The 23,529-nt window shown below is 46.4% G+C and carries 24 protein-coding genes and 1 pseudogene; 14 read left to right on the top strand and 11 right to left on the bottom strand.

Translation table 11 applies throughout. The features are described 5' to 3' along the window. Positions 1-17: 17 nt before the first annotated feature. The 5 genes from VXK30_RS13730 to VXK30_RS13710 all read left to right on the top strand — a co-directional run bounded on the left by VXK30_RS13730 (position 18) and on the right by VXK30_RS13710 (position 3,531). Entirely contained in the window at positions 18-632 is a 615-nt protein-coding gene (locus tag VXK30_RS13730) for a KpsF/GutQ family sugar-phosphate isomerase (RefSeq protein WP_275715274.1), read from the top strand. A gap of 12 nt (positions 633-644) precedes the next feature. Continuing rightward, positions 645-1,049 (top strand): RbsD/FucU family protein, encoded by a 405-nt coding sequence (locus VXK30_RS13725; protein WP_275715276.1) that lies wholly within the window; start codon positions 645-647, stop codon positions 1,047-1,049. 175 nt (positions 1,050-1,224) lie between these two features. Beyond that, positions 1,225-1,935 (top strand): sigma factor, encoded by a 711-nt coding sequence (locus VXK30_RS13720; RefSeq protein ID WP_275715563.1) that lies wholly within the window; start codon positions 1,225-1,227, stop codon positions 1,933-1,935. Continuing rightward, positions 1,932-3,086: an anti-sigma factor domain-containing protein gene (locus VXK30_RS13715; protein WP_275715277.1), complete on the top strand. Its 1,155-nt coding sequence runs from the start codon at positions 1,932-1,934 to the stop codon at positions 3,084-3,086. Before VXK30_RS13720 ends, VXK30_RS13715 begins: the two co-directional genes overlap by 4 nt. A gap of 109 nt (positions 3,087-3,195) precedes the next feature. Next, complete coding sequence (locus VXK30_RS13710) at positions 3,196-3,531, top strand: hypothetical protein (protein WP_275715278.1); 336 nt, start codon at positions 3,196-3,198, stop codon at positions 3,529-3,531. A 102-nt stretch (positions 3,532-3,633) separates the two neighbouring features. On the opposite strand, the pseudogene VXK30_RS13705 reads toward VXK30_RS13710, so the two are convergent. Both VXK30_RS13705 and VXK30_RS13700 read right to left on the bottom strand, forming a co-directional pair. Further along, positions 3,634-3,840: pseudogene (locus tag VXK30_RS13705) on the bottom strand (manganese catalase family protein); the annotation flags it as partial. 20 nt (positions 3,841-3,860) lie between these two features. Further along, on the bottom strand, positions 3,861-5,414 hold the full coding sequence (locus VXK30_RS13700) for a recombinase family protein (RefSeq protein WP_275715280.1): 1,554 nt from the start codon (positions 5,412-5,414) through the stop codon (positions 3,861-3,863). A gap of 441 nt (positions 5,415-5,855) precedes the next feature. Here VXK30_RS13700 and VXK30_RS13695 point away from each other — a divergent pair, with 441 nt between their 5' ends. The 7 genes from VXK30_RS13695 to VXK30_RS13665 all read left to right on the top strand — a co-directional run bounded on the left by VXK30_RS13695 (position 5,856) and on the right by VXK30_RS13665 (position 11,967). Continuing rightward, complete coding sequence (locus VXK30_RS13695; RefSeq protein WP_275715282.1) at positions 5,856-6,962, top strand: radical SAM protein; 1,107 nt, start codon at positions 5,856-5,858, stop codon at positions 6,960-6,962. Further along, positions 6,959-7,579 carry a TetR/AcrR family transcriptional regulator gene (locus tag VXK30_RS13690; protein WP_275715284.1) on the top strand — a complete coding sequence of 207 codons (621 nt, stop codon included), beginning with the start codon at positions 6,959-6,961 and terminating at the stop codon, positions 7,577-7,579. The genes VXK30_RS13695 and VXK30_RS13690 overlap by 4 nt, the downstream gene beginning before the upstream one ends. A gap of 201 nt (positions 7,580-7,780) precedes the next feature. Then, positions 7,781-8,113, top strand: coding sequence for an ArsR/SmtB family transcription factor (locus tag VXK30_RS13685; protein WP_275715286.1), 333 nt, complete (start codon positions 7,781-7,783; stop codon positions 8,111-8,113). Between the two features lie 210 nt (positions 8,114-8,323). Then, on the top strand, positions 8,324-8,719 hold the full coding sequence (gene arsD / locus VXK30_RS13680) for an arsenite efflux transporter metallochaperone ArsD (protein WP_275715288.1): 396 nt from the start codon (positions 8,324-8,326) through the stop codon (positions 8,717-8,719). After that, the gene (gene arsA / locus VXK30_RS13675; RefSeq protein WP_275715290.1) at positions 8,719-10,455 is read left to right on the top strand and encodes an arsenical pump-driving ATPase; all 1,737 of its coding nucleotides are present in this window, start codon (positions 8,719-8,721) and stop codon (positions 10,453-10,455) included. Before arsD ends, arsA begins: the two co-directional genes overlap by 1 nt. Before the next feature lie 10 nt (positions 10,456-10,465). After that, a complete protein-coding gene (locus VXK30_RS13670) occupies positions 10,466-10,861 on the top strand; it encodes an arsenate reductase ArsC (protein ID WP_275715292.1) in 396 nt (131 codons plus the stop codon). A 344-nt stretch (positions 10,862-11,205) separates the two neighbouring features. Then, on the top strand, positions 11,206-11,967 hold the full coding sequence (locus VXK30_RS13665; protein WP_275715294.1) for a DeoR/GlpR family DNA-binding transcription regulator: 762 nt from the start codon (positions 11,206-11,208) through the stop codon (positions 11,965-11,967). Positions 11,968-12,104: 137 nt separating this feature from the next. On the opposite strand, the gene VXK30_RS13660 is transcribed toward VXK30_RS13665, so the two are convergent. The 9 genes from VXK30_RS13660 to VXK30_RS13620 all read right to left on the bottom strand — a co-directional run bounded on the left by VXK30_RS13660 (position 12,105) and on the right by VXK30_RS13620 (position 21,737). Next, positions 12,105-12,785 carry a fructose-6-phosphate aldolase gene (locus tag VXK30_RS13660; RefSeq protein ID WP_275715296.1) on the bottom strand — a complete coding sequence of 227 codons (681 nt, stop codon included), beginning with the start codon at positions 12,783-12,785 and terminating at the stop codon, positions 12,105-12,107. Between the two features lie 226 nt (positions 12,786-13,011). After that, the gene (locus VXK30_RS13655; RefSeq protein WP_275715298.1) at positions 13,012-13,278 is read right to left on the bottom strand and encodes an HPr family phosphocarrier protein; all 267 of its coding nucleotides are present in this window, start codon (positions 13,276-13,278) and stop codon (positions 13,012-13,014) included. Further along, on the bottom strand, positions 13,268-14,980 hold the full coding sequence (ptsP, locus tag VXK30_RS13650; protein ID WP_275715300.1) for a phosphoenolpyruvate--protein phosphotransferase: 1,713 nt from the start codon (positions 14,978-14,980) through the stop codon (positions 13,268-13,270). The genes VXK30_RS13655 and ptsP overlap by 11 nt, the downstream gene beginning before the upstream one ends. A gap of 116 nt (positions 14,981-15,096) precedes the next feature. Continuing rightward, positions 15,097-15,420 (bottom strand): PTS fructose-like transporter subunit IIB, encoded by a 324-nt coding sequence (locus VXK30_RS13645; protein ID WP_329493533.1) that lies wholly within the window; start codon positions 15,418-15,420, stop codon positions 15,097-15,099. Between the two features lie 150 nt (positions 15,421-15,570). Then, positions 15,571-16,677, bottom strand: coding sequence for a PTS fructose transporter subunit EIIC (locus VXK30_RS13640; protein ID WP_442867992.1), 1,107 nt, complete (start codon positions 16,675-16,677; stop codon positions 15,571-15,573). A gap of 148 nt (positions 16,678-16,825) precedes the next feature. Continuing rightward, a complete protein-coding gene (locus VXK30_RS13635) occupies positions 16,826-17,266 on the bottom strand; it encodes a PTS sugar transporter subunit IIA (RefSeq protein ID WP_275715302.1) in 441 nt (146 codons plus the stop codon). A gap of 15 nt (positions 17,267-17,281) precedes the next feature. Continuing rightward, on the bottom strand, positions 17,282-19,234 hold the full coding sequence (locus VXK30_RS13630; protein WP_275715304.1) for a BglG family transcription antiterminator: 1,953 nt from the start codon (positions 19,232-19,234) through the stop codon (positions 17,282-17,284). 566 nt (positions 19,235-19,800) lie between these two features. Further along, positions 19,801-20,706, bottom strand: coding sequence for a glycyl-radical enzyme activating protein (locus VXK30_RS13625; protein ID WP_275715306.1), 906 nt, complete (start codon positions 20,704-20,706; stop codon positions 19,801-19,803). After that, complete coding sequence (locus VXK30_RS13620; protein ID WP_275715308.1) at positions 20,703-21,737, bottom strand: NAD-dependent epimerase/dehydratase family protein; 1,035 nt, start codon at positions 21,735-21,737, stop codon at positions 20,703-20,705. Before VXK30_RS13620 ends, VXK30_RS13625 begins: the two co-directional genes overlap by 4 nt. A 316-nt stretch (positions 21,738-22,053) precedes the next feature. On the opposite strand from VXK30_RS13620, the gene VXK30_RS13615 reads away from it, so the two are divergent. Then, positions 22,054-23,010, top strand: a complete 957-nt coding sequence (locus VXK30_RS13615) for an ROK family protein (RefSeq protein ID WP_275715310.1) — start codon at positions 22,054-22,056, stop codon at positions 23,008-23,010. Between the two features lie 284 nt (positions 23,011-23,294). Next, positions 23,295-23,480 (top strand): hypothetical protein, encoded by a 186-nt coding sequence (locus VXK30_RS13610; RefSeq protein ID WP_275715312.1) that lies wholly within the window; start codon positions 23,295-23,297, stop codon positions 23,478-23,480. Positions 23,481-23,529 lie beyond the last annotated feature (49 nt).

The following is a 23,529-nucleotide window of genomic DNA, read 5'->3' as shown; positions in this document are numbered from 1 at the left end:
AAGGGAGCGAGATACCTATGATTAAAAAAGAAAGCCGGGAGGCTTTGCAGGCTTTTGTCAGTGTGGCGAAAGAGGAATTTGACGGGTTTGCCGGGACGATTACAAGCGATGGATATGAAAAAGCGGTGGAATTGATTCTGAATGCGGAGAAGAACGGGAACCGCGTACATATCACGGGGATCGGCAAGCCGTCCCATGTCGCGGCGTATATGGCTTCCCTGCTGTCGTCCACCGGTACGCCGACCTATTTTCTGCACGGCACCGAAGCCGTGCACGGCTCCTGCGGCCAGCTGGTTGCCGGGGATGTGGTAATCTGCATTTCCAACAGCGGCGAAACCGGGGAACTGAAATCCACGGTCACAGCCATCAAAAATAACGGCTGCAAGGTGATTTCCGTAACGGGAAATCTGGAATCCTGGCTTGCTAAAAAGGGCGACGCCTGCCTGTTCGCCGGGGTCGGACAGGAGGGCGGCCCGCTGAACCGTGCGCCGCGCCTTTCCGTCCTTGCGGAAATGGTCGCCCTTCAGGGCCTGAGCGTAGTGCTTCAGGTCAACCGCGGAATCACGCCTAAGGATTATGTGAAGTGGCACCCGGGCGGAACCCTGGGCAGCCTGAGAGAAAACGAGAAATAAGGGGGAACAGCTATGTTAAAAACAGCCTGTATTCATCCGGAAATTATGCGCCTTCTTTCTCTGTGCGGCCACGGCGACAAGATCCTGATTGCCGACGGCAACTATCCGCTCGATTCAAAAAGCGGGAGTGCGGCCAAGGTTTATCTGGGCCTTACCAGCGGGATGCCGGAGGTAACTCAGGTGCTGAAGGTGCTGGGGGAAGTCGTCAATTTTGAAAAAGCGGAAGTCATGACCCCCGAGGGGGAACAGCCGCCGATTTTCAGGGAATTCAAAGAACTTCTCGGCGGAATGGAACTAAGCGGCCTGGAGCGGCACGCGTTTTATAACGCCTGCTGCCAGCCCGACGTCCGCCTTGCCATATTCACGGGGGAAAAACGAACGTTTGCCAATATTCTTCTTACGATTAATGTTGCTTGAATCTTAAAGAAAAAGGATGCCTGCCGCGGGAGCAACCCGCGGCAGGCATTTTGCTTTATATTCCTGAACTGCGTTGCAATCCAAAAGTTCATGCGGTAAAATATACAAATACCTTTTAATACGACAAAATTATCCATTTTAAATGATAAGAATGGAGGGGACATCCTTGCAGGAGATGAACAGAAAAGCTGTGCAGGCGGCCAATGATGAATGCCTAATGAACGATTTTGTCCGGCAGAACGAATCGTTTATCCTGAGATGTGCCTCCTTTACCGTTCACCGCTATGTTTCCAAAAGTGATGATGAATGGTCCGTCGCTCTTTTGGCTTTTTCTCAGGCGGTTCAGGATTATTCGCTGGATAAAGGCGGCTTTGTCGGGTTTGCCAGGATGGTGATCCGCCGAAGGCTGATCGACTACCTGCGCACGCAGTCCAGACACAGCGCCGAAACCGCAGTCAGCCTCTCTGTCCTTGATTCCGACCCGGATGATGAGAATGAGGAATCTGCGGTTGGAAAAGCTGTTTTTCAGCGGGCCGGACAGCTGCCGGACGATTCTCTGAAACTGGAAATTGAAGCCGCCAATCAGGTCTTTTCTTCCTACGGCTTTTCTTTTTATGATTTGATTTCTTGTTCTCCCAAGGCGGAGAAAACGAAAAAATCCTGCGCGAAAGCAATTGCGTATCTGATACGCAGCCCCCTGTTGACGAACGATCTGAGAAATTCAAAATACCTGCCTTTGAAATCAATTGAAAAGGACACAAAGGTGCCCCGAAAAATATTGGAACGCCACCGAAAGTATATAATAGCGGCGGTAGAGATCATGACCGGTGATTATCCCTTCCTCGCAGAGTATATGCGGTTCGTTCGAGAGGAGCTGGACAGATGAAAGCGGTTATTGTGGAAATCAGGGGGTCTTATGCCGCTGCTCTGACGGACGAAGGCTGTATCATCAAAGTGAAAAATCGTCATTACGCGGTTGGGCAAGAGATCGAGATGAAACGGGGATTGAGGAAACCGGGAAAAATCGCTGCGCTGGCATCGGCGGCAGCGGCTGTTGTCATTGTGTCCGGAGCGGGTGTGTGGGCCTATTGCACGCCGTATTCTTATGTCAGCCTTGATGTAAATCCGTCCATAGAATATTCTGTCAACAGATTTAAGAGGGTGCTGAGCGCAGAGGCGGTCAACGGCGACGGCGAGGAGATTATCCAGAAACTGGATTTAAAGAATAAGACCATTGACGAAGCAATTCGGGATACGGTCGGGGAAATTGGCAGGACCGGTTATTTCAGCGCCGAGGATCCAGATGAAATCCTGATTGCGGCCTCCTGCGAAAACGAACAGAATTCCCAAAAGCTGGCGGAGGGGCTGCAGAGTTCTGCTAAACAGGCAGTAGAAGATACAAACACACAGGTCGAGGTGGAGGCCGTCGGCGTTGGGTATGGGCAGGTGCAGGAGGCCCGGTCCCTGGGGACAACTCCCGGAAAATTGAATTTGGTACAGAAGCTGCAGACAAGCGTGAACAGCCCGGAAAGCGTGGATATACAGGAATGGCTGAAAAAACCGGTAAAGGATATCAGGAAGGCAATCGAAACGGCTGAACAGGAGTCCAAAACCGGGGACGGTCAGAATAAAGACCCGACGGGTACTGCTTCCCGCCGCGGTGCCGGTACCTCTTCCGCGTGGCCGAAGATCTCCGCGGAGGGAACTTCTTCCCGGGCGGACGGCAGGTTTAATATTCATCAGGGCCGGTCCGGGACAACAAAGGGCGCGGGGTTAACATCCAATGGAAAATCCTTCGCGGCAAAAAACGGAAATAGCCGGTCAGGGACAGAGACAGATGATAAAGTAAAATCGGCGGGAGAGCCGGCGGGAAATAAAAACAACAGGCCGAAGACGGGCTCGGGCGCCAGTTCCAAGGGCAATGAGCGGTACGATGAGGCGGGCAGGGGAAACAGTGAACAAAAGAAAACCGGAAAATCCGGCGCAGCGTGGAATGGGAACGAAAGTTTCAGAAAATCCGGCAAAAGCAGGAGATAAAGCCAGCCACTTGAAAGGCAGTTTTTGGGTGTTCCCTGCAGACGACCCCAAAAAATTCTTGTTCCGGTCCGAATTACTATAATAGCGGAAAATTTATGGGGGAAATCTGATGAAATATCGTGTTTATTTATGTGTAAAAATGCAAAGCGATAAATGGGTCACCATAGGCGGAGATCATAGCATCTTATGGGACCTCCGCAGTCTGATTGAGGCTTCAAGCGGCTGGACGGTTCTGAATCAGGAAGACATAGGGCCTGCGGATTCCTTTATTCCGCGGCTGGAAAAGGGAATTCTGGAACTGACGCAGCACACAGAGGCCTATCGTAATTATGAAATTTCCTATGGAATTGGTACCATTGATGACGCGTTGGATTTTTACACGGAACTGTTAAAGGACTGCAAAACGCATCCGTTTACGGAGCTTTACGGCTGCATCGTCGCTTAATCCGTATGGGCTTTGGTTCGTATCGTTCTGCCTGAGGCCCTGTTTGATAAAATAGCCCTCCCGGCATTCTGACTGCTGGGAGGGCTATTATCATACCTGAGTTTATTTTCTTGTATCAAACGCCGGATTGAAAGCATAGAAATTCTTCGAATCAAGCTGATCGGTAATGATACGCAGGCCTTCGCCGAAACGTTGGTAATGAACCACTTCCCGCTGGCGCAGGAACTTAATCGGGTCACGGACGTCCGGGTCGTCGGTAAAGCGCAGGATATTGTCATAGGTGGTGCGCGCTTTCTGCTCTGCTGCAATCCTATAAAAACAACTTTGCGCTAAAAGTTCCAATGGATTTCAATAGGAACATCCCTTGTACCGGAAATTCGTTTGCCGATTGATAGGTAATCGATCAATGTATCAACGATCTCCCTGCTGAGGCGTTCAACGCTGGTGTATCGCTCGATCAACTGCCGACGGTTATCACCCGTTTCCGTTTTTTGATCAATTTCGGACAGCCGCCTTTGACCGTCAGCTACAACATGCTCCAACCGCTCTTTTTCAGCGGTGAAACTCTTTGAATATTCCACGAAATCGCTTTCTGTGATAGTGCCCCTCACTCTGTCCATGTACAGATCGCGAATTCCTTTTGCATACTCTGCAATCCTTTTCCCATAGACTGCAATATCGGCAAGGATACGGGATTTTTGTTCCTGCAAATGATCGCAAAATTTGATCCGCTGCGATAATTCGTCCTTGTCAAGATATTCTGCTGTCAAACGATTCAGCTCGGAAATGACAGTTTGCTCCAATTTATCAACGGAAATAAAAGAGCCGGTACAAGCATCCTTTGCTACATGGCGGTTTGAGCACTGCAGGTAGTGTTTCCCACGGTTTTTAGAGGAACGCATGATATAACCACAGTTCGCGCAGCGGGCTTTTCGTGCAAACAGTCCGATTGTACCTACATCGAATGGTTTCGCTCTTTGTGCGATCAGAGCTTGCACTTTATTCCAAAGTTCCCTTTCTATAATTGGCTCATGTGTTCCTTCGACCCTATACCATTCTTTCTTCGGCCGAGGCTTGTTCTGCTTGGTTTTGTAGGATACGCTGCCGTATTTTCCCTGTACCATATTGCCGATATAGATTTCGTTTGTCAGCATATCTGAGACAGCAAAGTATTTCCAAAGAGTACTGTTTTTCATTTTTGGCTGTTGATAACGCAGCCCATGTAAACGCTTATATTCCGTTGGATTGGGTATGCCCCTGTCGTTGAGCATACGAGCGATGGCTGTTTTACCATACCCCTGTGAGAAAAGAACGAAAACTTCCCTGACCACGGCAGCGGCTTCCTCATCAATGATGAGGTGCCCCTTCCGCTCCGGGTCTTTTTGATACCCATAGAGAGCAAAAGCGCCGATATGGAAACCGTTTTTCCGTCTGTTAGTCAGAACACTGCGGATATTGTCAGACATATCCTCCAGATACCACTCATTTACAAGCCCGTTGATTTGCCGGGATTTCTTATTCCCTTTATTAGCGGTATCCGCATTATCGACTATGCTTACAAAACGGATACCCCAAACGGGGAATAAGCCGTGAATGTATTTTTCGACTAATTCCAGTTCGCGGGTAAATCGTGATTGCGTTTTACAAAGGATAATATCAAATTTATGCTGTTGCGCGTCCTCCAATAGGTGATTAAACTCCGGACGTTTTCTATCCGCACCTGTGTAATCGTCATCGCTGTAAATATGATAGATTTCCCACCCCTTTTCCATAGCGTATTGAATCAGCATGGACTTCTGATTCTGGATGCTTTCGCTGTCGTCCGTTTCAGCATGCTTGTTTCTGTCTTCTTCCGATAAGCGGCAATAGATAGCTGTTTTCATATCTTCATATCTCCATAGAGACAGAACAAGCCATTTCTTATATTTTATTTACCAGTATAAGCAAATGGCCTGCATATTACCGCTTTTCGGTTGTTATCCTTTTATTTTTTTCAATTTGATTGATAACCTCAATCCACTTTTGTGTGAATTGTTCTTTTAATGTCGTGTTCCCGCCGCTTTTGAAAACACTTTTGCAAATTACCTGCGTTTCCTTTTTTCCCATTTTATCACCATGCCTTTCGATACAGCTTATGTCCCTTTGCTTGTACGGTATGCTGCATTTAAAGGTCAGAGATCGTAGCAGTCCGAAATTTGTTTAGCTTCGGAAAAAACATTGTAAACAGACAAAAGCTAACTTTGTTTTATGCCTTGACAAGCTAACGCTTATTAGCTATACTTAAAGATAGTATTTAATAGCTTTACTGCAAGGGGAAAAACATAATGAAGGCAGCCTTTCATCTTGAATCGTATTTGACCGACGGAGTTGAAAATATCGTATCGGGTATTCTGAAAGCAACTCTGTGCAACCCAAAAGAGAGTTGTTTTATGGCGAAGTATGCCGCGCAGAGTAAGCGGTCCATCAAACTACGGCAGGCAGCGCGAAAAAATGGACAGCATATTCCGCCGTTTCTGATTGCAAGTATCACTACACAATGTAATTTGCATTGCAAAGGCTGCTACGCAAGAGCCAACCATAGCTGCTATGACCAAGATTCAAACGAAAATGCCCAACAGCTTCTGCGAGCGGAACAGTGGGGAAGCATTTTTCAGGAGGCAGCCGATTTAGGGATAGGGTTTATCCTTCTGGCCGGCGGTGAACCCTTTGTTCGACGCGATGTGCTGGAAACAGCCGGAGAGTATACAAGTATTTTGTTCCCGGTCTTTACAAACGGAACGATGTTTGATCGGGACTATCTGGAACTGCTGGATCGGAAACGGAATTTAATCCCGATTGTAAGCATTGAGGGAAATCGCGAGACGACGGATGCCCGACGTGGGGCCGGGATTTATCAACGATTGCGTACCGCGCTGCAGGAACTACATAACAGGCAGCTGTTATTCGGAGCTTCCGTCACGGTGACAAAACAGAACCTGATGGAGGTTTTATCGGATTCTTTTATCGACGAATTGAGCGCCAACGGCTGTAAAGCAATTATTTATGTGGAATATGTTCCTGTAGATCATCGGACCGCTGATTTGGCGCTGGATGACGAAGCCAGAAAACGGATGGCCCAGAGACTTGATGCTGTCAGGGCCAGCCGTTCGGATATGTTAATGATTGCTTTTCCGGGAGATGAAAAAAGTTCAGGAGGCTGCCTGGCAGCAGGGCGGGGATTTTTTCATATCAATGCATTTGGAGGGGCGGAGCCCTGTCCGTTTTCTCCGTACTCGGATGTCAATGTTTCTGATACCTCTTTGCAGGAATCCTTGCAATCTCCCTTTTTTCAAAAGCTGCGGCAGGGCTACCTGGTGCGGGAGCATACCGGCGGATGTGCCCTCTTTGAACAAGAGACACAGGTCAAGATGCTACTGAAGGAGTCAACATGACAACAAAAGAAAAAATTATCGAAGAGGCCCTGACGCTCTTTTCCACAAAAGGCTACAAAGGAACCAGCGTAAAGAATGTTGCGGATGCGGTAGGAATCAAGGGCAGTTCACTGTATAAGCATTTTAAAAGCAAAAAAGAGATTTTTGACACGATAGTGAAAGAAATGCAAAACCGTATGTCCGGACTCTCTCCTGTGGCCGGGCTGGCCTCAGGGGACTGCAAGGCAGAAGCAAATGCATATGGAAAATTGAACATTGACGGTCTCCGGACTCTTAGCAGACAAATTTTTTTGTTTTATCTGAAAGATGATTTCATTTCACGCTTTTGGAGAATGGCAATGATGGAGCAGTACCACTCTCCAGAGATCTACAAAATTTATCACAGAATATTTATGGAAGAAAGCATTACTTATCAGGCAAATCTATTTCGTGAAATGACACGACAGGGGTATTTTATTTCGATTGATCCTGAAATAATGGCAGTAAGCTTTTATTCTCCCATTTTCTTTTTGCTTACTAAATATATGGGAGAGCCGGAGAAAGAAGAAACTGCACTGATATTGCTTGATAAGCAGGTCGAAGAATTTTGCAGAATATATTGGAATCCAAACAGGTAACATAGCTTTGCATTCTATGAAACTGCAAGCAATACGATAGATACGGACTGGCAGATGCTGATCCGTTTTTCTTATTAAATAGTTACCCCCGGCTGTGCCGGGGGTAACTATTTGCAAAATTTAATTTCAATTTCATATTGACATTTTTCGATTTGATGCATATAATAGTCATATCGAAATTTATAGATTTGAGGTGCCGGCATGGAAAACTATTCGGAATATACAAAAGTATTTAAGGCGCTGGGGGATCCCAAAAGAGCCATGATTGTAGATATGCTTTCCTGTGGGGAGCTCTGCGCCTGCATGATTTTAGAAAAATTTGAGATGTCCCAATCCACTCTGTCCCATCATATGAAGCTCCTGTGCGAGTGCGGGCTTGTCAAGGGCAGAGAAGAAGGCAAATGGACGTACTACTCGTTGGACTCCGATACCATCAGCAAAACAAAACAATTTTTCTGCGCCATTACCTCCGATAAGGAAAACTGTATCTGCAAGGGAGTTACAGGCTGCTGTAAAGGATGCGATAACCATTGAGCGAAAGAAAACGTTGGGACCGGTCTGTTTGAAAAATTCCTGACCCTTGGGTGACGATTGGCTCATGATCTGCCCCGTGATGCCGGCTGCGACGGTTGAAATGCAGGCTGCGATTCCCCTTATGCTCTTGTTGGTGCGGTTTATTATCAAGGCCCGCCGCCGATTCCCGGAATTAAAATCCCAATAAATCTTAGAATGGAGTTGTCTGTTATGAAAAAAATGGAAATATTTGAACCGGCCATGTGCTGCTCCACCGGCCTTTGCGGAGTAGGCGTCGATCCCGAACTGCTCCGTATTTCCGCTGTGCTGAATACGTTGAAAAATCATGGGATTCCCGTCGGACGCTACAATCTGAACAATGCGCCGATGGAGTTTGTCAACAACAGAGCAATCAATACGTATATCAATGCCCATGGCCCAAAGGGTCTCCCGGTTATCATGTTGGACGATAAAATTGTCATGGAAGGCAGATACCCAACCAACGAAGAATTTACAAAGCTGCTCGATCTTCCTGAAGAGCTGCTGGCAAAACAGAGCAAGCCTGTAAAGGTGAAAATCACCCGGAAAAAATCAGGAGACTGTGGCTGCAAGGGGGGCTGCTGCTGATGGAGCTTTTTCATCCCTTGACGATTCCCCTGACGAAATACCTGTTTTTCACCGGGAAGGGCGGCGTCGGTAAAACCAGCATCGCCTGTGCCGCCGCAGTATCGCTGGCAGACAACGGAAAGCGGGTGCTGCTGATTAGTACCGACCCGGCCTCAAACCTGCAGGATGTATTTTCAATGGAACTGACGAACAAAGGAACGCCCATCCCCGGCGTACCGAACCTGATTGTGGCAAACCTTGACCCCATACAGGCGGCCGCCGAGTATCGGGAAAGCGTGATCGCGCCTTATCGCGGCAAGCTGCCCGCGCCGGTGATCTCCAATATGGAAGAACAGCTTTCCGGCTCCTGTACTGTGGAAATTGCGGCGTTCAATGAGTTTTCCGGCTTCATTACAGACGGTAAGGCGCAGCAGGAATACGACCATATTATTTTCGATACGGCCCCCACGGGCCACACCCTGCGGATGCTCCAGCTTCCGTCCGCATGGAGCAATTTTATCAATGAAAGCACGCACGGCGCGTCCTGCCTGGGACAGCTTTCCGGGTTGGAAAGCAAGAAAGCGGTTTACAAACAGGCTATGGAAACGCTGGCAGACGAAAACCTCACTACGCTGATTCTCGTCACCCGTCCCGAAACTGCGCCGTTCAAGGAGGCGGAACGGGCCTCCGGCGAGCTTTCCGCGTTAGGAGTATATCATCAAGTTCTGATTGTCAACGGCGTGCTGACGGAATACAGCGACGCTTTGTCTTTCAGCCTGTATGAAAAACAACGGGCAGCTCTTGCCAAGATGCCGGAAGGCTTACAGGTGCTCCCAATCTATATGGTGCCCCTGCGGGCCTATAATGTCACGGGACTCGCCAATGTGCGTGCCTTGCTGAATACCGACCATGTGGCCACATACAAGGAAACGCTGAACGCCGCCCATGTCCCCGCGCTGAACGTCATCATAGACGAACTGGCGGCAGGCGGCAAGCGTGTCATTTTCACAATGGGAAAAGGGGGCGTGGGCAAAACCACCGTCGCCGCCGCGGTCGCGCTGGGACTTGCGAAGCGCGGAAAGAAAGTCCACCTGACCACCACCGACCCCGCCGCGCATCTTAAATTTGTGCTGGACGAAACCAGCGGTGTTTCCATGAGTCATATTGACGAGGCCGAAGAATTGACGAAGTATCAATCCGAGGTGCTTGCCAAAGCCCGCGCGTCGGGGATGAGCGACGAAGATATTGCCTATGTGGAGGAAGATTTACGTTCCCCCTGCACCCAGGAAATCGCCGTATTCCGCGCCTTTGCGGAGGTAGTGGAAAAGGCCGACGATCAGGTGGTGGTAATAGACACTGCTCCTACGGGTCACACTCTGCTTCTGCTGGAATCCACACAGAGCTATAACCATGAAATCGAACGAACCAAGGGTGAAATCCCCGAATCGGTAAAGCGGCTGCTGCCCCGGCTGAAATCCGACGAAACCGAGGTCGTCATTGTTACCCTGCCCGAAGCGACCCCCTTTTACGAGGCGCTGCGTCTGGAAGAGGATCTGAAGCGGGCGGGAATTGCCGCAAAATGGTGGATAGTCAATCAATCTCTTTATGGTACGGACACCACCGACCCCATGCTGGCGGCAAAAGCGGCGAGCGAGGTGGAATGGATCAACCGTATTGACGAACATGCGGACGGTAAATTTGCGCTGATTGCGTGGAGGGCCGAAGAAGTCAAAGGCGACCGCCTGTTAACGCTGTGAGGAGGAAAAGATGGTAAAAGTTGCATTTATCTGTGTCCACAATTCCTGCCGCAGCCAGATCGCCGAGGCGCTGGGCCGGAGCCTTGCCGGAGATGTTTTTGAAAGCTATTCGGCGGGGACGGAAACAAAGCCGCGGATCAATCCGGATGCCGTTCGCCTGATGAAGCGGCTTTATGGGATCGACATGGAAAAAACACAGCGTTCAAAGTTGCTTTCCGAAATTCCTCCGGTCGATATTGTCGTTACGATGGGATGTAATGTCGCCTGCCCATACCTTCCCTGTCAGCACAGGGAGAACTGGGGGCTGAACGATCCGACGGGAAAAAGCGATGAAGAGTTTGTTAAGGTTATCAGGCAGATTGAAAGCAATATCCTGTCTCTTAAAGAACGGCTGAATGCTTTGTAAGACACAGCATAAAAACAAAATGGAATCAAAGAACCACCGTTTTCTCACCTTGAAAACGGTGGTTCTTTGACAAGATGGATGGCCCCCGTAAACCGGGGGCCATCCTTTATGCGGAGAATGCCCGGAGATTCCGGATCTGGGGCTTTAATGTCCCGTAGCTCCATGCCTGCTCGCTGCGGCTTTTGCTGTTCGGGTCGTTCACCAGAAAATTCCCGTTCTTATGGATTAGTCCGATTGGAATGATGTTTTATTTTTTTCCAATTACTATAATTGACTTAGTTGATAAAATACGATAAAATAATAATAACAGATTAAAAATAATAATAAATTAAAAGAGGGAGCGTATGTTTGTACAAGAGCGACAAGATGCAATTTTATCGATAGTCAATGAAAATGGAAAAGTTCTGGTCAAGGATTTAAGCCAGCAATTTGATGTTACAGAAGATTGCATCCGTAAAGATTTAGCTGTTTTAGAGAAAAAGAGTTTACTCAAACGAGCTTATGGCGGAGCTGTTTCTATAAGAATCAACTCACATCAAGGCGATGTGGCTCAGCGAAGAAATGAATATATTCAGGAAAAGCGTGTGCTGGCACATAAGGCTTTAACACTCATTAAAGAAAGGGATACCATATTTTTAGATATTTCTACTGCTAACGTTGAATTGGCTAAGCTTTTAATAGAACAAAATATGAATGTTACGGTCGTTACTAATATGGTTGATGTGATCATTGCACTCTCTGCCCCATGTAACGTTAGCTTGTTTTTTATTGGAGGATCTTTCAATCGTGGAAGAGATGGTTTTATCGGCAGCTCATCTATTGGGCAGATTTCTCAATTACGCTGTGATTTGGCTTTCATGGGAACTGTAGGGGTTGATTCCTTCAACGATTCTGTTTACACATATGTTCCCGATGATGGTCTCACCAAAAAAGCAATTCTTCGTGTTAGCCGTCAAGCTTACTTATTGGTTGAAAAGCGCAAATTCAATATGGAGGGAAATTTTAAATACGCCGAATTGGAGGACTTCCAAGGTTTGATAATAGACGACACTCCAGATGCTGCCATTCTTGAAAAACTGAAGCATTATGAAATTGAAGTTTTATGAATCAGAGCAACTATTTAAGCATTTGATAAGATGGGGAAAGGGCTTATAGGCCCCCGCACGGGAGTTTATAAGCCCTTTCCATGTCCTGTTCTTATTTGGAAGTGTATCTTCTACTGAAACTTAAATTTGAATCATTTTTATTCTAACTCGCTAAGCGGGATATCCCCCTGCGTGTTTTTCCAGTCCGTATGGAAATCATCGACAGCTTTTTTAATGGCGGCCATTCCAAATGCCTCATGTAACAGGGCAGGTTGTACGGTAACCGTATGGGCGCCGGCCTGCAGAGCACTTGTAACTTGTGCTGTGTTTTTAAAGCTGGCGGCCAGAATTTTAGTAGAAGCCTTATTTTCATCAATCATTTGGCGAAACGCTGAGATTGTTGCACAGGAATCAATATCCATGTTTTCCATTCGGTTATAATAGGGAGCTATGAAATCCACTCCGGCGGCGATTGCCATAAAGCCTTGTAATTTACTATAGATGGCAGTAGCGGTCACCCCCACGCCTTCCGTTTTTAGTATCCGCATTGCCTTAAGACCTTCTTCCGTAGTCGGCACCTTAATGTATACCTTTTGGTCGACATGTTGGAGAATCGCATGCGCATCCGCAAGGATTTCATCGCAGGTCTCTGCAATCACCTGCATATGCAAGGTCTTGGCTTCACCGATTATCTGACGGATTTTACGCATATGCGGGAACACGTCAATTTTCCCTTCTGCTTTCAGGATGCTCGGATTACTGGTTATCCCCGAAATCGGAAAAATGGCGCTGTATTTTTTTATAGCGTCTAAATTTGCACTGTCGAATAGAAATTCCATCTTGATTCCTCCATGAAATTGATTTTCATTAAATTACTATTGCTTATTATTTATTTTTATAGTATTGAATAGAACTTTTCAATATAAAATATTCAGTTTCAAACCTGATTTTTCCTTTTCAGGCGATTTCAAAGGGTAATTTCAGGGGTACGACCGTTTAATCTGCCTTAAGCCCCACGGAGTAACGGAATGCCTCATAATCGATGAACACTGATTTGTATGCTTTTTACAACGCAAGAATATCTTTCTCAAAAAATTGGATCAAAGAATCCATCAGATCGGCTTCATCTTCCCCTTCAACCCGGATGGTGATTTTTGAGTTGTAGCTGACCTGCATGGACAAAATGCCCAATATGCTGTGGGCGTCTGCTTTCACATCACCCTTTATAAGGGTTACGGCAGAATGGTATTTCTTTATCACCTTAAGTAAGGCTGATGCTGGACGGGCATGTAACCCTTCTGCGGCGAGAACAGTAAATTCTTTAGTTAGCATTGATATTTTCCTCCAGATACTTTTTGATTTCAATTGAGCTTGAAAGCGTCATTACATGCTCATACAATTCTTTCGCCCTGGAAAACGCTGTTTTTCTGATGACATCTTTTACATAAGGCACATTGGAGGCGCTCACAGAAAATTCATCAAGGCCCATGCCCAGCAAAAGTACCGCCGCCATTGGGTCGGATGCCATCTCGCCACACATGCCGACGGGGATGCCTGCCCTATGTCCCTCCGTAACGATATTACGCAACAGACGCAGTACCCCCGGGTTAAAGGGCGTATAGAGATTGGCAATCTTCTGATTCATTCGGTCGACCGCCAGCGTGTACTGGCAAAGGTCATTGGTACCTATGGAGAAAAAGTCTGCCTCTCCTGCAAAAACGTCAGCGGCGGCAGCAGCGGATGGAATTTCCACCATCATGCCTGTTTTGATATGATTGTTGTAATCCTGGCCTTCTGTTGTAAGTTCTGTTTTGCATTCTTGGAGTAACTGTTTCGCTCGGCGTAGTTCACTCATCGCGCAAATCATCGGGAACATAATCCGCAGATCACCATAGGCGGATGCCCGAAGAATGGCACGAAGCTGCGTTTTAAAAATTTCGGGATTATCAAGACAGAAACGGATGGCCCGGTATCCCAAAAATGGATTTTCTTCCTTGGGCATAGCGAGATAGGAGAGTCTTTTGTCACCGCCTATATCCAGTGTTCGAATGATAACCGGTTTTCCATTTGCTCGCATGGCGGCCTCGCGGTAAGCCTCAAATTGAGACTCCTCGTCGGGTGCGCTCGTGGAATTCATGTATAGGAACTCCGTGCGAAACAGGCCGACACCCTGCGCGCCGGCAGGTTCAATTTTATTGGCTTCCAGCGGCTGCGCAATATTAATTACGATTTCCACTTTGCGGCCATCCGGCGTCACTGCGGGCAAATTCCGCAGCTTTTTCAGGCGGGCAAGGTTTTCCCGGAATGCAAGTCGTTTTCGGGTATATTTCTGAATCAGCTCTTCATCCGGATTGACAAAATATTCTCCGGAACTTCCGTCGATAATAACAAAATCGCCATCGGAAACACTTCCGCACACTGCACCGACGATAGCTGGAATCTCCATGCTTTTGGCTAAAATGGCAGTATGTGAGGTAGGGGAGCCAATCCGGGTTAAGAAACCCAAAACATGTTTTCTGTCCATGGCAATGGTTTCGCTGGGGGTCAGGTCATTTGCGAAGATGATAACGTCACCCGGAAGGCTGGAAAGATTCACCCTCCGGACACCAAGCAGGATACCCGCAATCCTGTTACCGATATCTCGAATATCGCCTGAACGGGCGGCGTAATATTTATCCTCCAACGCCTCAAATGAAGCGGCCATTTCACCGGAGGCGCGCAGAACGGCGTCAGGGGCGCTGTTTAACGAAAATTCGATATAATGATAGATCTTTTCCAAAAATAAGGGATCTCGGCTGAGCTCAATATGGATTTCAAGCAAATCCGCAGAAGTTGGATTGACCGCTCTGTCGATTTTGTCAAGCATCTGCTCCAATTCCGCCACGGCCGCTGTAATTGCTTCGTCAACCCTCTTTTTTTCTTTTTTCACGTCATTGGTGGTAATGATTCTTTCTTCGGGTTTAATGGGCTTTGTCTGATAGACCAGCGCCCGGCCAAGTTCGATTCCTTTTGAAACACCGATTCCTTTTTCCATAAAAGCTATATTCTCCCTATTCAACGGGCAGCGCACGCTGTACGAATCATTCAACTGCTCCCCGAACTAGTCATTTTGGACTGCCGGAACACAAAACCCCGCAGTTCAAAGCATGGTTACGATTCTTTTCTGTCTTTTAAAAATGCTTCAACTTTATCCAATATTGTATTTGAATGCTTAATCAGGTCGTCAACCCTGACCTTAACGACAGGCAGACCGGCAAATCGATCGGTATCCTTTATCCCCATATCTTTCGTAAGAATCACAACATCCGCTTTTTTCACATCGTCCATCGTAATTTTATTTTCTGTTCCAATGGAACCCTGTGTTTCAATCTTAATTTCTATGCCCCTGGCCTTTGCTTCTTTTTCCAGTGCTTCCGCAGACATATAAGTATGCGCTACTCCCGACGGGCAGGATGTTACCGCCAAAATTTTCATAATTTATGTTTCCTCCTTTAATAATCGAAACAGCAGTTGATAAATTAGGGATAGATATACGCATTTATCTGTATGTATTTACAACAAATGCGTATATCCATCATTGATAAAGCTCCCATTAAACAAAGATATTAGCTTACAAAATGCTTTTTATGAAATGTCCAGTTCGATTTCGTTATCCTGTTTCCCATCGGCTCCTTGCAATTTTGTTTTCTCCGTAACCTCTTTCTTTAGAAGATTGACCATGAAAGCCGTAATTGCGACGCCTACAAGGGTACCAATTATATAGCCCAACCTTCCCGATGCAACCGGCAAGACAATCCAGCCTCCCCATGGTGCCGGATTTTGCGCTCCAAGCAGCATTGCCACAACGGACCCCGCACATGAGCCAACCATAATAGACGGAATAACCCTTAGGGGATCAGCGGCTGCAAAGGGGATGGCGCCCTCCGTAATTCCGATGAGTCCCATCAGGATTCCGGCTTTTCCGGCTTCCCGCTCTTCGCTGGTGTACTTCTTAGGCCTTAAAATGGAAGCTACGCCCATACCGATCGGCGGAACACAGATAGCAACACCGATACACGCCATGATCTTGAGTGCGATAGGGGTTGCCATATTGGTTGTCGGATCTATCGTCCCAACCATTGCGACGCCAAAACTGTACGCGACCTTATTTACCGGTCCACCCATATCAAATGCGATCATCAGGCCAAGAATTACAGCCAGCAATAAAGCATTTCCTGTGCCCATGCTATCCAGTCCGGATTTCATGGCAACCATCAGCGCGGCAATAGGTTTCCCAATGACCCATTCCATCAATCCTCCGATGACAAACGTGCCAACCAACGGAATAACAAAAATCGGCATCACGGAACGCATCACGGGAGGTACTTTAATCTTCTTTAAATAGAAAACAAGAATACCCGTAAGCAGGCCGGAGACAATGCCCCCGAGAAAACCCGCGCCAATCTGCGATGCCAGATAGCCGCCGATTATACCTGGAGCAAGGCCGGGTCTGTCCGCCATTGAATACGCAATAAAGCCGGAAAGGATCGGAACCATCAGCCCCAATCCGGCAGAGCCAATTTGGAATATGTCGTATAATATAGTGCCCTCTGTTGGGACGGCTGCAGATCCAAACAGTAAAACTGAAAGGGCCAGAAGGACGCCGCCGGCAACAACAAATGGGATCATGTAAGAAACACCGCTCATCAAATGCTGTTTGGTGTTTTTCATCAGTTCCTTCAGATCATTCATAAAAACTCACTCCTCAAAATGGTTAAAATTTGATTAAATGGCTATGTGCTGTAAACTCTTCCTGCAAATAATTTATGTAGACAAGTCCGCCAAGTGTCTGCAGTACAACTGGCACTAAAACTGTCTAACCCCTCATTTCTCCCTTCCTCTAAACTTCTCCGATTAATTTTAGAATTTCCTTTGGGGTCTTTGCTTTTGCTATTAATTCACGGAATTCCTCGTGCACAAGTTTCCGTGAGATTGAAGCCAAAATCTGAAGATGTCTGTCTCCTCTGTCTTTGTCAGGAATGGCAAGAAGAAAAATCAGTGAAGCCTTTTCTTCCTCGTCCCATTGGATTTCGTTTTTCAAATGGGCGAACGCAACCGTAGCGGTTTTCACGTTATCGGTCTTTGCATGCGGTGTTGCAACGGAAAAACCCACGCCAGTCGAGAATTCCTTTTCCCTTTCCAGTACCGCAGACACATATGCCTCTTCATTTTTGATACGGCCCGCTGCGTACATCTTTGAAGCAAGAAACTCGATTGCCTCCACCTTGTTTTTTACATCAACGTCAAAATAAATAAGATTTTCTTGGATTAACGCTTCCATAGCATATTCCCCTTTTTATTCAAAGCAGTGTTCCTCAATGATTTTTTTGATCTCGTTCTTAGTTCTTGCCCGCCTCAACAGATCCATGGTGTGTCCATCACTGGTGAGCTGGTAAAAAGCTTTAAAAAATGCTTTCGTGTTTTGTATGTCACCAAAATTCAGTGCCAAAAGAAATATGATGTCCACCGCTTCTCCGCCCCAGTCGATACTTTGATTGAGGAGCGCAAGGGCAATGGCCGGCCGTTTTACAAAGCTCGACAGTCCGTGAGGAATTGCAATTCCCTGGCCAAGGGCCGTGGAACCCATTTGCTCACGCCTAAGGACATCCCCGTGAAATCCATCAATAACGCAACCGCTCTTTTCCATCCTTTCGGTCATCGACCTCAGAATTTTTTCCTTTGCCTTTCCATCGACATCCAAAAAGATCAGATCATCCTTCAGAATGTCCAGTATGGTAATTTTCTGTCCCTCTGCGCCCTCCTCAGCCTGCAGTTCAAGACAGGCCTTTTTCAGCCTATGGATATCATCCTCGTTCAGCACCGGAGAAATCTCCACGGTGGGTCTGTCGCATTTTAAGGATGAAATAGTAGTGACGACCAGCATGGGATTCAGAAGGTCCAGTTTGTGCAGTTCAGAAAAGCTCAGTGTGGACAGAACGTCAATATTGTGAAGGTGATCCCCGATTTTTCTGGCGAGAATCTGCGAAGTTCCAAAGCCGGAAGAGCAGACAATTACCGCTGTCACCTTTTTTTCGGACCGCACAACCGCCCCTCCCACAAGAAGGGCAAGAGATGCCAACTCGTTTTCAGTTGGGAACTTACCGACTTCCTTTTCGTAAAGTCCACCCGCCGCAAAGCAGGCGGAAAAAATAGCGGGGTAGGTTTTTTTGATATTCTCACGGAAAGGGTTCTGCAGGTCTATGCCATATCGGACACGCACCAGCGACGAACGCTCGAACATGTACAGCGATTTCAGCAGCAGCTCGTCTTTTTCAAAATCCAGCCCTACGATGTTGGAGAGATAAGCGATAAGCCGTTTCGTAAAGGCCAGAATTCCCGGATTGGCCTGAGAGAACAACTCGTCTCTTCGTACGGTGGAATTCTGATACTCAAGACAACATGTCACCATCTGCAAAAATTTCTGTTCTCCTTTCGGAAGCTTTAGCGCTTTGACGTACACCGAAAGATAATTGAGAATATTTGGCCGGTCAGCAGGTACGTCTTCGATTTCATCCTCCGCTACGAGAAAGCCCAATGATATGCGCTTTTCCATTACAATCAAATATTCCAGCAGCGTTTCAAATCCACTGTCCGTAAGATCGCGCAAAGTGTTTTGATCAGCTTCCTGAATCAGTGCGATATAATAATCCACATCGCAGTTCCTGTAACATCCATACAGTCTCTGATAGGTCTTCAAGCTGAGACGGTAGTCCAGCGTCTTTTTTGGAAGTTTTACCGACTTCTTAAAGAACTGCCGGTTGATTTCAACGATGGCACGGCGGATATCCAATTCCGCCCCAGTTAAGAAAATACCGGCACCTGCTTTTTTCTGCACCGAAATGCTGAACCTCGACAGCCATTGCTGCACTTGCTTCAAATCGTTCTCTACTGTATTCTTCGATACGCCAAGATCATCCGCAAACAGGGAAAGCGTGTATGTCGTCCAGTTGTTTAACAACAGTTCAATAATGTAGCCGGTGCGGTACTGTGCGCCATAATGCGGTTTTTCTATCCGGGCCAGCATTTGCATCAACTCATCCCTGCGGTTTCCGGCATTGACGCTGATGCCGACTCCTGGCTTATTGATCACCTCGATTTCGTTTTCCGCACAGAATTGATACACTTCTTTTAGGTAAGTGCCGACTGTACGTTCGGAAAGTTCTAAAATTCCGGTGATCTTCTTCACCGTGAGCGGCATTTTGTCGTTATTGAGTAAAAGACTGAAAATTTTTGCCGCTTTGTCGGTCATTACCTTATGCACTCCTCTCCCATATTGTTATTCTATTGTTATTTTGTACAGTTTTCAACCAGACGCTATCCCCATTTTTGCAGTATCCACTGCAAAACATTTCGGACACTATCTTTATTTCGGCTAAAATGCCGATCTTATAATCATTTCTTTGTTTTTAAACTAAAGCGGGCGGCTGGCCAGCCGCCCGCTGATTGTATACCAAAACCACGCGTTAGACGTGTGGTTCGGTAAAAATTATATTAAAGAATATCTGACAGAGGTAAGGTTGCGTTCCGCAATTGATGAGATGCGTTATTCCAATAAGGGATGTATCCAAATCGCTGTCAACAGCGGGTTCTCAGATCAAAAGGGGTCGATATCGCATTAAAGAAGAAATTCGGAATAAGCCCAAACCAATACCGGAAAGAACTGGTAAGCAAGGCAGGCCGATAATAACGGACTCTCCGTTATTATCGGCCTGCCTTTATAAGGTTTTCAGATTTCTGGAAATTCCACGATCCAAAGAGGTGAAGAGACAATCCTAACATTTGAAAGTTATTGACTCCCTGTTTCTAAAGAATGCCTTAGAAATAACAGTCGAATCCATTGTCCAGAAAAACCTGTTGAAATTCCTGAAGGTCCGATTCATGTAAAGCAGGTACTTTATGGAGGAAATAGGGCATGCACAGAAATTCGTATTTTTTCTCTCCAAACTGATGAAATGGTAGCAGGTTTACCCGGTTTGCTCCCGCTTTTTTTAGTACCCGGCAAAAGCCGGATGCATCATTGAGAGAATTGTTGAAGTTCGGGATAACCGGAATGCGAACAATGACCTGTTTTCCCGCCTCAACGGCTGTGCGCATATTAACGAGAATCTGCTCGTTTGGCACGCCAATAACCTCCGCGTGCCTTTTGCTGTCATAATGCTTGCAGTCAAACAGGTACAGGTCAAGGAGCGGCATGAGTTGAGCAAAAGTTTGCGCACCGGAAAATCCGGTTGTTTCAATAGCGGTATGGATATTTTCCGATTTTAAAGCACGCAGCAGCTTCTCAGCGAAACCTGCATGCATCAGTGGCTCACCACCTGACAATGTCACGCCGCCACCCGATTCTTCATAAAAGGCTTTGTCCTGCAGACAGATCTGAACGACTTCTTCAACCGTATATAGCTTACCTGACAGTGTTAACGCCTGTTGCGGACATTCGGCTACGCAGGTTCCACATCCAGTGCAGTTATTATTGGATACAATAGTCCCTTCCTGTTCGGAGAGTGCGCCATATGGGCAAACCTGTACGCAATGCAGGCAGTGAATGCACTTCGTGCGATCCCACATGATCTGTGGTACAGCGCTTTGTGATTCCGGGTTTGAGCACCAGGGGCAATGCAATGGGCATCCTTTAAAAAAAATATTTGTGCGGATACCGGGGCCATCGTTGGTGCTGAATTTCTGAATATTAAAGAGAAGACCTGTGTTTTGCATATCATTCATCCTCTTATGTTAAAGCTGACCTGTACCGCGCGTGTGGCGGTTTCCAATGCGGCAATCACCTGATCACACCAGGTATCGAATTCAGCATCCTCCGTTTGACATTCGGGATGCGCCCGCATGTAATGTACGGCTTCGGTTAGACCATCCCTCATCCCGACTGCAGCGTGAAAATCCGGAACGAGGCGTTTAATTTTTGTGTTGTCGAAAATAAGGGTATTTGCTTTATCACCCAGTAAGGTCCCTCGTAAATCGTAAGTGGAACAAGCTGATAAGAAATCACTGGAAACATGGATTGCCTCTAATGGGACATCGAGAGCGTCGGCAAGAATACCATAAATTTGATCCCAAGTCATGCTTTCGTCACTTGTGATCTGTACCGCCTCGCCAATGGAATGGGGGTTGCCCATTAAACCTACAAATCCTTTTGCAAAGTCTGAACTGTGTGTCATCGTCCAAAAGGATGTGCCGTCACCGTGAATGAGAACAGGTTTATGATCCAACATCCGTTTTAAGGTCTGCCAGCTTCCTTTTTTCCCATGTATTGCTACAGGAACTTTCCGTTCGCAATAGGTATGAGAAGGTCTCACAATCGTAACTGGAAAACTTTCTTTCAGATATCGCTCCATCAGATATTCCTCGCCTGCTATTTTATCTCGTGAATATTGCCAGAAGGGGTTGCCGAGAGGCGTTTCTTCATTCACCAGATAATGAGACGACGGCTTTTGATAGGCGGATGCCGTGCTGATATAGATAAATTGCTTCGTACAGTCTCTGAAAAGCCGCCAGTCACGTTCGAGATCAGGGACGCCGAATGCTATAAAATCCGCTACCACATCGAAATGTGTATTCCGGAGGAGCGCTGCGGTTGCAGCCTCATCACGAATGTCACCTTTTAAAAAGTGCGCAGCTTCAGGGGCAAATTCGGATTTTCCGCTGCGAGTAAGCAAGGTCAAATTCCATCCTCGATTAACCGCCAACTGACTGACAGAGGCACTGATGATTCCGGTGCCTCCTATAAAAAGAGCACGCATAAAGAAACACTCCTTCCAATTAACTGTTCGACTATTATTCTAAGCCAAGATGTTTTATTTGTAAATAAAAATCATTCAAATAAAATAAAATTTATTACCAACATAAAATATATTATTGACATTGTACAAAAATATCTATAATATAAGATTGAGATTTATATATGAAATAAAGTTAATTACATTTGAAATTTACCGGCTGATTGGGGGTGCGAATTAGCCATAGACATTACTGGTAAAATAGCAACTTGTGATGTTTTACCGTTCCAATGTGGCATCATTGGTGTGATGCATAGACTGAAAGGGAGGTTGTTACAAAATGGAAGAATATTCTATTGGTATTGATGTAGGCGGGACGAAAATAGCCTATGGATTATTTGACGGCAGCAGAAATTTAGTCAAGAAATATCGCACTCAATCGGACGCTTCGCTGAGTTCCGAAGCATTTTTTGACAATATAGCACAAATGATCCAAAAGATGATGGAGGACAATGCGCTGACGAAGGATGCGTTGCGTGGTATTGGAATTGGCATGCCTTCCTATATTCTTTACGAGGAAGGGAGAATCATCAAAACTACAAATCTCCCCAAGATCCATGACTTTCCAGCAAAAGAATATCTTTTTACAAAATTGGGTGGAGATGTGCGTATTCTGTTTGACAATGATTCACACACCGGCGCGCTGGCAGAACATCGTTATGGAGCGGGGCGTGGATTTAAGCACATGCTGTATTGCCCTGTCAGTACAGGAATCTCGTCCGGTATCATTATTAACAATGAACTCTTCCGTGGACGCTATGGATGGGCCGGTGAGAGCGGACATATGATTGTCACACCTGGAGAAGGGATAGAATGTGGGTGTGGTAACAAGGGATGCCTGATGTCTTACTGCTCAGGTTCCATGATTGTGAAACACATACAGCAGAGAATCAAAGCAGGGGTCAAAACAATAATGGTAGAGCTCGCGGGCAGCGCTGATAAGATCACGCCGTATACCATACAGATTGCTTTCGACCAGGGGGACGATTTGGCCAAATGGGCATTGGAACAAATGGCGCAGTATATGGCTGTGTGGACTTACAACTTATATGTAACTTTGAACATCAATTGTTTTGTGTTTGGTGGAGGATTGCTAAAATTTGGCGACCGCCTGTTCCCGAGAATTCGCAAACTATTCGATGCATATAACAAAAATAAGATGACGGTTTATTTTAAGAAGGCGGAGCTGGGTGACGACTTCGGTATCATTGGCGCAGCAGAATTGTTGTTTCAGTAATTGCTGATAGCCGTAAGATCCGCAATACCTAACAAAAAATTCATTTTCAGAGCACAGGATTTTCGTTGAATGATTATGGGGTATAAGAATAATATGCATTCCGGCTACACTGGAAAGCACTTCGGCATACCTCGTCGTTGATTTTATATGCAAACATAAATTAGTGTAAATGAATAAAATATTTTTACATATGAAATATAATATGCTGACAAACGCAATTTTGAATTTATAATGAAACTATCAAAAGAGATAAAAACTGCGCGGTTGTGGTGGGCGGTACCTCTATGGCCGGTGGGATCGGAGGAATTTGGCAGTCTGCTATCGGCGTGTTGTTCTTTTCCGTAATTGAGTTCTCACTTAACAACATGGTCCCCAACGCTTATGTGATTATGTTGATCGAAGGCCTTGTAATTGTCGCGATTCTATTTGTTGACAGCTATGACAACAAGCGCAAAAGAGAGCGGGTGTAAGCAGATACCTTAGGAACGTACCCAAAATACTTTCCCCGGAAGAGGCAAA

Origin of the sequence: Caproiciproducens sp. CPB-2 (assembly GCF_036287215.1) — a bacterium.
In the GTDB taxonomy this organism is placed as follows: domain Bacteria; phylum Bacillota; class Clostridia; order Oscillospirales; family Acutalibacteraceae; genus Caproiciproducens.
This window is presented reverse-complemented; position numbering and strand designations above follow the sequence as displayed.